Origin of the sequence: Roseburia rectibacter, assembly GCF_014287515.2 — a bacterium.
Lineage (GTDB): Bacteria > Bacillota > Clostridia > Lachnospirales > Lachnospiraceae > Roseburia > Roseburia rectibacter.
In genome coordinates, this window is sequence record NZ_CP092473.1 from 1,334,188 (window position 1) to 1,346,637 (window position 12,450).

General features: G+C 41.8%; 10 protein-coding genes. 9 read left to right on the plus strand and 1 reads right to left on the minus strand.

The features are described 5' to 3' along the window. The first annotated feature begins 66 nt into the window (after positions 1-66). The 8 genes from H8S51_RS06375 to H8S51_RS06410 all read left to right on the plus strand — a co-directional run bounded on the left by H8S51_RS06375 (position 67) and on the right by H8S51_RS06410 (position 9,782). A complete protein-coding gene (locus tag H8S51_RS06375; RefSeq protein ID WP_118209695.1) occupies positions 67-954 on the plus strand; it encodes a carbohydrate ABC transporter permease in 888 nt (295 codons plus the stop codon). After that, on the plus strand, positions 951-1,763 hold the full coding sequence (locus tag H8S51_RS06380; protein ID WP_117921319.1) for a carbohydrate ABC transporter permease: 813 nt from the start codon (positions 951-953) through the stop codon (positions 1,761-1,763). The genes H8S51_RS06375 and H8S51_RS06380 overlap by 4 nt, the downstream gene beginning before the upstream one ends. Before the next feature lie 231 nt (positions 1,764-1,994). Further along, positions 1,995-2,456, plus strand: coding sequence for a GNAT family N-acetyltransferase (locus H8S51_RS06385; protein WP_118209696.1), 462 nt, complete (start codon positions 1,995-1,997; stop codon positions 2,454-2,456). 351 nt (positions 2,457-2,807) lie between these two features. Then, positions 2,808-3,866 carry an FUSC family protein gene (locus H8S51_RS06390; RefSeq protein WP_186898959.1) on the plus strand — a complete coding sequence of 353 codons (1,059 nt, stop codon included), beginning with the start codon at positions 2,808-2,810 and terminating at the stop codon, positions 3,864-3,866. A 118-nt stretch (positions 3,867-3,984) separates the two neighbouring features. After that, a complete protein-coding gene (locus tag H8S51_RS06395) occupies positions 3,985-5,274 on the plus strand; it encodes an alanine/glycine:cation symporter family protein (RefSeq protein ID WP_186898958.1) in 1,290 nt (429 codons plus the stop codon). A 102-nt stretch (positions 5,275-5,376) separates the two neighbouring features. Further along, complete coding sequence (locus tag H8S51_RS06400) at positions 5,377-6,249, plus strand: DUF368 domain-containing protein (protein ID WP_118209734.1); 873 nt, start codon at positions 5,377-5,379, stop codon at positions 6,247-6,249. A 15-nt stretch (positions 6,250-6,264) separates the two neighbouring features. Then, on the plus strand, positions 6,265-8,031 hold the full coding sequence (locus tag H8S51_RS06405; RefSeq protein ID WP_117921315.1) for an ABC transporter ATP-binding protein: 1,767 nt from the start codon (positions 6,265-6,267) through the stop codon (positions 8,029-8,031). Continuing rightward, positions 8,028-9,782 (plus strand): ABC transporter ATP-binding protein, encoded by a 1,755-nt coding sequence (locus H8S51_RS06410; RefSeq protein ID WP_186898957.1) that lies wholly within the window; start codon positions 8,028-8,030, stop codon positions 9,780-9,782. The genes H8S51_RS06405 and H8S51_RS06410 overlap by 4 nt, the downstream gene beginning before the upstream one ends. 74 nt (positions 9,783-9,856) lie before the next feature. Here H8S51_RS06410 and H8S51_RS06415 read toward each other — a convergent pair whose 3' ends face one another. Next, the gene (locus H8S51_RS06415) at positions 9,857-10,558 is read right to left on the minus strand and encodes a FadR/GntR family transcriptional regulator (protein WP_117921313.1); all 702 of its coding nucleotides are present in this window, start codon (positions 10,556-10,558) and stop codon (positions 9,857-9,859) included. A gap of 204 nt (positions 10,559-10,762) precedes the next feature. On the opposite strand from H8S51_RS06415, the gene H8S51_RS06420 reads away from it, so the two are divergent. Next, a complete protein-coding gene (locus H8S51_RS06420; protein ID WP_117921312.1) occupies positions 10,763-12,448 on the plus strand; it encodes a diguanylate cyclase domain-containing protein in 1,686 nt (561 codons plus the stop codon). Positions 12,449-12,450: the final 2 nt, after the last annotated feature.

A 12,450-nucleotide genomic window follows, 5' to 3' on the forward strand; every position in this document is an offset into this window, starting at 1 on the left:
CGCAAGATTTGTGCTGACGCACAAACTTGAGATGCGCTGAAGAGCAGCGCAGAAATGGGGAATAATATGAAAGCGAAAAAAAGAGTCAGTTTATATAAAAAACAAAGTGTTACGGGATGGGCTTTCCTGCTGCCGGCGACATTGCTGATATTTGCAATGAATTTTTATCCAATGCTCCAGGCGTTTATTTTGTCATTTAAAACAGGAATTGGCAACAATCAGACATGGGGCGGCCTTAGCAATTATGCGAGATTGTTAAAAGACGGCGTGTTCCGTACTGCAATTACAAACAATTTCTTTTATCTGATTATTCAGGTGCCGGTAATGCTGATTCTTGCAATTTTTCTGGCATGTCTTTTAAACAAAAAAGATCTGCGTGGAAAAGGAATTTACCGGACAATGATTTTCCTGCCATGCTGTACAGCACTGGTATCGTATTCCATTATTTTTAAGACATTATTTGCCTATGATGGTTATATCAACACGGTTTTACTGAAATTAGGGCTGATCGGCGAGCGCATCAATTGGCTTGGCGATGTCCATACAGCAAAAGCGATCATTATTCTTGCACTGATCTGGCGCTGGACGGGATACAATATGGTATTTTATTTAGCCGGTCTGCAGAATATCGATGATTCATTATATGAAGCGGCGAAAATTGACGGAGCAAGTCCATTTGCAATTTTCAGAAAGATTACGATTCCGCTTCTTCGACCAACGATTTTACTTACAACAATTATGTCGATCAATGGTACATTACAGTTATTTGATGAGTCTGTCAATTTAACAGGCGGCGGTCCTGCAAACTCAACATTGACAATGTCCCATTACATATATAAAGCAAGTTTTGAATATAATCCACAATTCGGATACGCAGCGGCAATGTCGTATGTGATCTTTATTATGGTAGCGATATTATCCTTTGTTCAAATGAAAGTAGGTGACAAGCGATGAAAGGAAAATTTAAAAATGCAGGTACACATATCATATTGATCATAGCTTCGTTCATATCTGTATTTCCACTTTACTGGATGATCGCGGCTGCAACAAACAACAGTACAGACGTTCTTGGTGGAAAACTGAGTCTTGGAACAAATTTTATCCAGAATCTGATGAAACTGACTGAAATGCAGAATGTATCAAGAGCGTTTTGTAATTCACTGTTTTATTCAACGATCCTTAGTGTATTATCTTTATTTATCTGCTCGATCGCAGGATATGGATTTGAGATTTACCACGATAAGGCAAAAGATACACTGATGAATATTTTACTCCTTGCGATGATGGTTCCGTTTGCTGCAACGCTGATCCCATTATTCAAGTTATTTTCAGGAATGGGTTTATCAAGTACCTGGATCGCATATGTCCTGCCGACGATTTCCACGCCGTTTTTGATCATGTTGTTCCGGCAGAGTGCGAGATCATTTCCGATGGAAATCATTGAGGCGGCAAGAATTGATGGCTTAAGTGAATTTAAAATCTTCCTTACCATTTTTATGCCGACTATGAAATCCACCTATGCTGCAGCACTTACCGTAACTTTCATGAATGCATGGAACAATTACCTTTGGCCGAAAGTTATCATGATGTCAGATACATCACAGACGATGCCGATGTTAGTGGCAAATCTTTCCGTGGGTTACAGTATTGACTACGGCGTACTGATGCTTGGTGTGCTGATCTGTTCTTTGCCGACTGGAATTTTGTTCCTTGTGCTGCAGAAGAGTTTTGCAAATGGAATCGTGGGTGCGGTGAAAGGTTGATATTATTGCATAGTGATAAAAAAGGATTCTGCTTAGGCGGGATTCTTTTTTTGATTCATAGGAAATTACGTCCTATGAATCAAAAAACTCCGGGCGGGATGCGCATCTCGTGGAAAAGAAGTTAGCTGTAAACAGCACCACGTCATTCACAAAAGATTTGAAAATAATAGGAGAAAGGTTTAGAATCGTTAATAGAAATGATAAAATCAGATAACAATGACAGGAGCAGCTATGAATTTTACATACAAAACAGCTATGCCAGAAGATATAGATATTTTAGTCACAACAAGGATTGAAGTTTTAAGAGCAGCAAATAAGTTAGATGATGATGTGGATATGACAGAAGTTGCAGTACAGTCGAGAGCCTATTATGAAAAAGCATTGAAAGACGGCAGCCATACTGCAATACTGGTATATGACAAAGAAAAGATCATTGGCGCAGGCGGTATCAGTTATTTTGAGGTTATGCCGACCTATCACAATCCGACCGGAAAGAAGGCATATATTATGAACATGTATACAAATCCGGCGTACCGGCGAATGGGAATCGCATATCACACACTGTCGTTGTTGGTGGAGAATGCAAAGAACAAAGGAATTGATGCGATTTCTTTGGAAGCAACCGAGATGGGACGCCCGATGTATGAAAAGTTCGGATTTGCCGGGATGAAAGACGAGATGGAACTGAAGTGAGGATGGCACATAATAGGGGTAAACCCCAGGATTTTGTATGCTATTTCTTTTGTCATAAATCGAGTATATCATAAAAATGAGAAAGGGGAAGATGTTTTTATGATTCATAAAATTTGCCAGTACAGCACGAATATCTATTGACAAAACGTTACCCTTGTTTTAATATCCAATTTAACATATGGAAATAGTAGGAAATAAAGTGGGGTGAGGTTTTGTCTATTAAGAAAAATGAAATCTTGACGTTTCGGGTAAATTGCGCTATAGTACTCTCTACTTTGCTAAAAACACAAATTTAAGATGCAGATGAAAAAGATATTTTCATTGGAAAACAGCATAAGAAGGGAGAGTACTATGACATTTTATCAGGAACTTCAGCTTAGTTCGACCGGCTCAAAACAGCTGATCAAAAATACAGCAGACAAAAAAGAAAAAAGGCGCCATATCTTAATCTATAATTTCAAAGTTTATCTGGTCATGGCATTTTGTGTGGCAGTTGTGACATTATTCAGTAAACTGACCGGATCGGAAAATAGTGTGGTCGGAGTGACGGTTCTTTTAGCTGTACTGGTGCTTAGACAGGCAGATTTTGGGATTAAGACCACGCACGGACTTCTTTCAATCGCGGGAATTTTTGGAATACTGATCGTGGGACCGCGTTTTAGCAATATGCTCTCACCGTTTCTGGCATTTCTGGTAAACGTATGCTGTATTATGCTTTTGATGATCTTAGGATGCCACAATGTGATCATGTACAACCATTCCACATTTGTGCTTGGATATCTGCTGTTACTTGGATATGATGTGAGTGGACATGCGTATCTGCTGCGTGTGGAGGGACTGTTTGTTGGAATGTTACTCTGTATGGCAATTTTTTATAAGAATCAGAAAAACAGACCTTACCGGAGAACTTTTTTAGATCTGTTCCGGGAATTTGAGCTTTCATCTGCCAGAAACCGATGGTATGTGAAACTGACACTGATCGTTTCTTCTGCGATGCTTTTGATGTCTGTCCTTGGACTTCCAAGAGCTATGTGGGCCGGGATCGCCTGTATGTCCGTCTGTCTGCCGTTTACCGGTGACTGCAACGAAAGAGCAGAGAAAAGAGGGATGTTTAATATCGTTGGAAGTCTTTTGTTTGTAGTATTATATTTAGCGCTTCCGGAATCCATGTATCCGTATATCGGAATGATCGGTGGTATCGGAGTCGGGTATTCTGCCGGTTATGCGTGGCAGACAGCCTTTAATACGTTTGGTGCATTATCAATCGCGGCGGGACTGTTTGGAATGAAAAATGCCGTGCTGCTTCGTATCGGTGCAAATATATTTGGAAGTGTATATACTGTGATCTGCAGTAAGGGATTAGACCGGCTTGCACAGATGTCTGAACAGAGGAAAAAGATCACTGCATAATAAATCGGATCATAAAGGATGATCTGAAAGTAGAATAGGCAGAGAATAAAATCAAAGAATGAATTTTGTAAAATCCCCGTATACTTAGAACAAGGGTATCTGTATACGGGGATTTCTTATGCAAAAAATCAGCCAGTTTGCGGTCGCGGGGCAGATCCTGCTCCTTCTTGGAACACATCTGTATTTTACATTTCGTCTGAAATTCATTCAGCGCAAAATCCCGCAGGGGATCAGACTCAGCTTTTCGGATACACATCATGCGTCTTACACGGCGCTTGCGACAGCACTTGCTGCTACAATCGGAACAGGGAATATCATCGGTATCTCCACAGCGATAGCGATCGGTGGTGCAGGTGCAGTGTTCTGGTGCTGGATCACCGGTGTGCTTGGAATCGCGACCTGTTATGGTGAGTGTTTTTTATCTATGAAGTACCGTAAAAAAGAAAAGGATGGAAGAATGACCGGCGGTCCGATGTATGTGCTGGAAATTGGGATGAAAAAGAAAGGACTGGCGGTTTTATTTTCTGTATTTACAATATTGGCGTCACTTGGGATCGGCAGCAGTGTACAGGCACATTCCATTAGTGCGGCAGTTACGGAACAGATAGGAATATCGCCGCATATCATCGGGATAGCAGCAGGTGTGCTTGCCGGAAAAGTGATCATCGGGGGAAGCAGGCAGATCGGAAAAGTGTGTACCTGGCTGGTGCCGGTTATGAGTGCATTTTATTTAGGAGGCTGTATTTTTATACTGATCAAAAATCATACTGTGGTTCCGGAGGCGGTAAAAGTGATCGTAACATCTGCATTTGTGCCAGAGGCAGCAGCAGGAGGTGTGGTCGGAACCACGGTGATGGCAGGTTTAAGGACGGGGATTTCCAGGGGACTGTTTACAAACGAGGCAGGGCTTGGTTCTATCCCAATGGCAGCTGCGACAGCACAGAATGTCTCACTGCAGGATCAGGCACTCGTTTCCATGACGGGACCATTCTGGGATACGGTTGTGATGTGTGCGATCACTGGGATTGCCTCCGTTTCAAGTATGATCGCCCATCCGGGCAATTATGTGGGAGTGTCTGGCGAGCGGATGTGTTTTGCTGTATTCCGGGAATTGCCGGTGTGGGGAGATGAGATGCTGTCGTTATCGCTGGTCTTATTTGCATTTGCCACGATCATCGGCTGGAATGTCTATGGAGAATGTGCCGTGCGGTATCTGTTTGGGGAGAACAGTGTCCGGATCTATCAGGTCATTTATATGTTTTGTGTGTATCTTGGGGCTGTGATCACGCTTGATGTTGTATGGGGGATTTCGGATATTTTTAATTTTCTGATGGCGGTGCCCAATCTGCTCTGTCTGTGGGGATTGCGCCGGAAAATTGAAATAAATGACAGAAAAATAAAACATTAATGTTTACCGTACTAGACAAAACAGAAGCGAAACGTCTATAATAGGCAGTATGGTGTGCAGATGGCACATGTAAATACTAATAAGGAAGAAAGAGGTAACCGTATGTACATAATACAGTTTATCAGGGGTTTTTGTATGGCTCTTGCAGACAGTGTTCCTGGAGTGTCCGGTGGAACTGTGGCATTTCTGCTTGGATTTTATGATCAGTTTATTGATTCCATTGATGATCTGATCACAGGAAATATGGAGAAAAAGAAAACAGCATTTTTCTTTTTATTGAAACTTGGTATCGGCTGGGTAACAGGAATGATCCTTGCGATTCTGATTCTTGCAAATGTTTTTGAATCCCATATTTATGCGATCAGTTCATTATTTATCGGATTTATTATTTTTGCGATTCCGATCGTAGTCCGTGAAGAAATAGATACACTAAAAGGGAAGTATGCATATCTTCCATTTATACTGGTTGGAGCAGCGATCGTGTGTGCCATTACTTATTTTAACCCGGTTGGCGGCGGCAGCAGCATGAATTTAGAGCATCTGACAGTCACAACAGGAATTTATGTATTTATTGCAGGTGCAATCGCAATCTGTGCCATGGTGCTTCCGGGTATTTCCGGATCAACGCTGCTTCTTATCATGGGGCTTTATCTGCCGATCGTGACGGCGATCAAAGATATCCTGCATCTGAATTTAAAGAGTTTTCCAACTGTATTTGTATTCGGATGTGGAGTATTAGTTGGCATTTTCAGTGTTGTAAAGCTGATCCGTAAGGCACTTGAAAATTTCCGTGCACAGACAATCTTTCTGATCGTTGGCTTAATGCTCGGTTCTATTTATGCGGTTATCATGGGACCGACCACACTTGATACACCACAGCCTGCAATGACGATCCACAATTTTTCTATCCTGTTCTTTATCATCGGCGGGGCAGTGATCCTGGGACTTCAGCAGATGAAAAAAATTAAAAAATAAACATTTGGAGTTTGTATGAGAAAATTACTGGTTTATTTAAAAGATTATAAAAAAGAAAGTGTATTAGGACCACTTTTTAAATTGCTTGAAGCAACCTTCGAGTTGATCGTACCGCTTGTTATGGCAGCAATCATTGATACCGGTGTGGCTTCCGGGGACAAGACCTATATTATGCGGATGTGTATGGTGTTAGTATTGCTTGCAGTGATCGGACTGACATGCTCGATTACCGCGCAGTATTTTGCAGCAAAGGCGGCAGTCGGATTTGCAACAAAGCTGCGTCATGCGCTGTTTGCACATATTGAAAGTCTCTCTTTTACAGAGATGGATACCGTTGGAACGGCAACACTGATCACAAGAATGACGAGTGATGTTAATCAGGTACAAAACGGTGTGAACCTTGTACTTCGTCTGTTTCTCCGTTCTCCGTTTATCGTATTTGGAGCAATGGTCATGGCATTTACCATTGATATTAAAGCAGCACTGGTATTTGTTGTCACCATTCCACTGCTTTCCGTGATCGTATTTGGTATTATGCTCATCAGTATCCCGCTTTATAAAAAAGTGCAGTCTGCACTTGATAAAGTGCTTGGGATCACAAGAGAAAACTTGACAGGAAGCAGGGTGATCCGCGCTTTTAATAAGGAAGAGGATGAGAGAGAACATTTTAATGAGAATAATGATCTCCTGACCAGAGCACAGATCTATGTTGGAAAAATATCTGCCCTGATGAATCCGCTTACCTACGTGATCATCAACGGTGCGATTGTTGTGCTTGTATGGACTGGTGCAGTCCGTGTTGACAACGGATATATCACACAGGGACAGGTTGTTGCTTTGATCAACTATATGTCACAGATCTTAGTAGAATTAGTAAAACTTGCGAACCTGATCATCAACATCAACAAATCTATCGCATGTGGAAACCGTATCCAGTCTGTTTTTGAGATGCAGTCATCCATTACAGACGGATGCAGCCGGAATATGGACAAGCCACAGACAACGGATTCTGATGAATCTGAAGATACAGAGTATGCAGTGGAATTTTCTCATGTGGGATTAACTTATGCAGGTGCCGGAGATGAGTCCTTAACAGATATTGATTTTAAGGTAAAAAAAGGTGAGACGATCGGTATCATTGGAGGAACCGGTTCCGGAAAATCATCGGTTGTCAATCTGATCCCAAGATTTTATGATGTGACAGCCGGCTCTGTCAAAGTAGACGGAAAAAATGTCAAAGATTATTCACTTGAAGAACTTCGAGGAAAGATCGGTACTGTTTTACAGAAAGCAGTATTGTTCCATGGATCGATCCGTGAAAATTTAAAATGGGGTAATCCGGATGCTTCGGAAGAAGATTTGATTAATGCGATCACAGTAGCACAGGCAAAAGAATTTATTGACAACAAAGAGGGTGGACTTGATTTTGAAGTCGAACAAGGTGGAAAAAATCTTTCCGGCGGACAGCGCCAGCGTCTGACGATCGCACGTGCGGTTGTAAAGAAACCGGAGATACTTATTTTAGATGACAGTGCATCCGCACTTGATTTCGCAACAGACGCTGCACTCAGGAAAGCAATCCGTGAGATGGAAGGCGGGACAACTGTTTTTATTGTTTCCCAGAGAGCGGCATCCATCCAGCATGCAGACCGCATTGTTGTGCTTGACGATGGAAAGATCGTTGGTCTTGGAACCAGCGAAGAACTGTTAGAAAGCTGTGAGGTATACCAGGAGATTTACAATTCACAGTTTAAAAAACAGGAAGGAGGTAAGACAGCATGAAGAAAGTAGTGACAGAGCAGCAGGAGACAACGATAAAAAAAGTGCTGGATTACATCCGAAGGTACTGGATTTACCTTGGATTATCGATCGTGCTTGCAGCGGTTACCGTCGCGCTGACACTTTATATCCCGATCCTTACAGGGCGTGCAGTGGATCTGATCGTAACAAAGGGACAGGTTGATTTTTCAGGCATCCTTGTGATCTTAGAGCGTATGGCAGTTGTGATCTTACTTACTGCAGTTGCGCAGTGGATCATGAATGCATGTAACAATAAAATTACTTATAATGTGATCCGTGATATCCGGAAAGAGGCATTCGAGCGGATCGAACATTTACCGCTTAAGTATATTGATTCACATTCCTACGGTGAGGTGGTAAGCCGTGTTATTGCGGATGTTGACCAGTTTGCAGATGGACTTTTGATGGGATTTACCCAGTTTTTTACAGGAATTGTGACAATACTTGGCACGCTGATCTTTATGCTGACGATCAGTGTGAATATTACCATTGCGGTTGTTGTTATCACACCGTTATCACTGTTTGTTGCAAGTTTTATTGCAAAAAAGACATTTTCCATGTTTAAACTGCAGTCTGAGACGAGAGGTGAACAGACCGCATTTATAGAAGAAATGGTTGGAAATCAGAAAGTTGTTCAGGCATTTTCCCATGAGGATGAGGCATTAGAGCAGTTTGATGAGATCAACGGAAGACTTCAGAAATATTCACTGCGGGCAATCTTCTTTTCCAGTATCACAAACCCGGCAACACGTTTTATCAACAGCCTTGTCTATGCGACAGTCGGTGTTGTCGGTGCATTTCTTGCAATAAAAGGAAGCATTACCGTTGGACAGTTATCGAGTCTTTTAAGTTATGCAAACCAGTATACAAAGCCGTTCAATGAGATCTCCGGTGTCATTACGGAGCTGCAGAACGCGCTTGCCTGTGCGGCACGTGTGTTTGAACTGATCGAGGAGCCGGTTGAAGTACCGGATGCCAAAGATGCAAAAGTGTTAGAGAAGGCAGATGGAAGCGTGGAACTGTCCCATGTATATTTCTCTTATACACTGGAACAGAAGCTGATCGAGGACTTCAATCTTTCCGTACAGCCGGGACAGCGTGTAGCGATTGTAGGCCCTACGGGATGTGGCAAGACAACACTCATCAACCTTCTGATGCGTTTTTATGATGTAAACAGTGGAAAAATCTGTGTCAGCGGAATACCGGTTGATGAGATGACCAGAAAGAGTTTAAGAAGTAATTATGGTATGGTACTGCAGGAGACATGGTTACGGAGCGGAACGATCCGTGAAAATATCACGATGGGAAAACCGGATGCCACAGAGGAAGAGATCATTGCGGCAGCAAAAGCATCCCATGCGCATAGTTTTATTAAACGTCTGCCAAAAGGATACGATACGGTGATCTCGGAGGATGGCGGAAGCCTTTCACAGGGACAGAAACAGCTTTTATGTATCACAAGAGTTATGCTCTGCCTGCCGCCGATGCTGATCTTAGATGAGGCGACATCCTCGATCGATACAAGAACTGAGATCAAGATACAGGAAGCATTTGCCCGTATGATGAAAGGGCGTACCAGTTTCATCGTTGCACACCGCCTTTCCACGATCCGGGAAGCAGATATCATTCTTGTCATGCGGGATGGAAATATCATAGAACAGGGAAAACATGAGGAACTGTTAGAGAAGAATGGATTTTATGCAAAGCTGTACAACAGCCAGTTTGCAAAATAAAAGTATAGATTGGAATATGAAAAAACAGCCTGATTTTGAGATGGAATCCAAAGTCAGGCTGTTTTGTAGTAAGATCAGTAGATCATGCGGGTTCCACTGATGCATTCGGTTGTAGAAGTTTCTATATAATCGAGAGCACCACGGACATCTCTTGCACGGACAAAATTATAGATGGACAGGGCACTCTGGTATAATTCTTCTATGCCGTATTTTGTTGCATAGCGTACCCAAAGACTGCATACAAGATCACGGAATGATATAAAGAACAGTGGAAGCAGCATATTTCCACTGATAAAACTCAGCTCATGACTGAACTCAAAGATAGATGTTGCAGCATCTTCCGGTGTTGTGGCATTTTTTAATTTTTCAAGGTAAAAAGAAAGACCCTCGATCGCAGCATCCGTTGCTGTTTCAATCGCAAGGCGGGATGCAAGGCTCATAAAGAGAATACGAACCTCAAGGATGGAACAGATTTCTTCCTGGCTTAAAGCTCCGCCATTATATTTCATAATGGAAACTAAAGTGTCCATGGTTCCATTTCTGCGGTAATCCTCTACAAATGTGCCGATGCGCGGTTTTACCACGACAAATCCTTTCTTTTCAAGTTCGGCGATACCGGAGTTGACAACAGCGCGTGAAACCTGCATGGATGTGGCAAGTTCACGTTCGGATGGAAGTTTTGTACCGATTGGAAGTTTGCCGGAAATGATCATATTTTCCAGTTCGGATATAAATAATTCTTTGAGTGATGGTGCGTTTAATTTTTGAAATTCCATATGTTATGATTCCTTTATATTGTCGAGATTCTTTGTGGTATGTGGTCATACCACAATAATTTTAGATGTTATGCAGAAAAAAATCAAGAAAATGTTGCTTGAAATGTTCAAAAATACATACAAAAAATAAGTGATATTTTTTGACAATTTATGACAAAATGCATATAATAGAACATATATCAGAAAGAGGAGAGAGGATTGCCGATGAGGTCTTTACAGTCTAAATTTCTGGCTTTGACGGTAGGCTGTGTACTTCTTACAGCGTTGGCACTGGGATATGTTGGTTTTTTATATACGCATAAACTTGTAAATGAGGATTCCACACAGTTTATGAATCTGTTCTGTGAAGATAAGGCACAGGAGATTGATGCAGCACTGATGGGGATTGAACAGTCCGTGAATACGATCAGGGATTATACGATAGAGCAGTATAACGCACTCGGAATTGGTGGTACAGGCAGGGACAATGTGGATGCCTTTGTAAAAAAAGTACAGGAAGTTTCACTACATACCGTGAAAAATACAGAAGGATCACGTGGAGTATATATGAGAGTTAATCCTGAAATTGCCGATGACCAGACAGGATTTTTCTGGTATAGGGATGAAAAAGGTGATGTTAACGAAGATTCTCTGGTTGATTTTTCAAAATATACAAAAGATAACACACAGAATGTCGGATGGTACTATGAAGCTCTGGAGAACGAAGACGCTTTCTGGATGGAACCGTATAACAATCTGAATAAAAATGACTGGATCATTTCGTATGTGGTGCCGATATATCAGGATGAAGATTTTATTGGTGTTCTGGGCATGGATATTGACATGGCACTATTGAAGGAAAAGGTAGATTCCGTACAGATTTATCAGAGCGGTTATGCTTTTCTGGCAGGAACAAATGGTGCTCTTTATTACCATCATGATTATCCGGAGGGACTTGCTGAGGGAAGTGTACACGGAAAGATCAGAAAGGTGTTAAATTTACTGATCAAAAAAGCAGGACAGGATAGTCTGGTCAGTTATAATCTTGAGGGAACAAAGAAAGAAATGACGGCAAGACAGCTGGAAAATGGTATGCTGTTTGCTGTTACAGCACCGGTGCAGGAGATTAATGAATTAAGCAGCCGTATTATACGTCTGTTTCTGGTTTCAACCGTTGTGATAATGATTTTTTCAGTCGTGATCACAATACATGTTACCAGAAAAATGATACGACCGCTCAAAGAACTTACGGAAGCAGCACAGAAAGTTGCAGGCGGTGATCTTGATGTCAACATTGACTGTGAGTCAAAAGATGAAGTTGGAGTGCTTGCAGACAGTGTACAGCAGATGGTCAATCATCTGCGGCATTATATCGATTATGTAAATGAACAGGCGTATACAGATGCCCTGACGGGTGTTGCTAACAAGGCGGCATATAAGGAGTATGTGGATAAACTGGATAAACGCGCGGCAGCCGAGAATATGAAATATGCAGTCGTGGTCATGGATATCAATAATCTCAAAAAGATCAATGACAATTTTGGACATGAATTTGGGGATATGCTCATCCGGGATGCAAGCAGACTGATCCAAAAAGGATTTAAAGATCATACTGTATACCGGATCGGTGGTGATGAGTTTGTGATCATCATCGAACAGCCCAAACAGACAGAATGCGAGGAACTGCTGGCAAACTTTGATAATGGTATTATTGTTTTCAATAAAAATAATACAAAGTATGAACAGAAGATACAGATTGCAAGAGGAATCGCATTCCATGAAACAGACAGTATAGATTTATTTGCAGCAGTGTTCCGTGAAGCGGATCATGCGATGTATGAGAATAAAGTCATGCAGAAATCAAAACAGACGGATCCACCTGTGGTGGAGCAGTCTCAGACAATAACATAGCT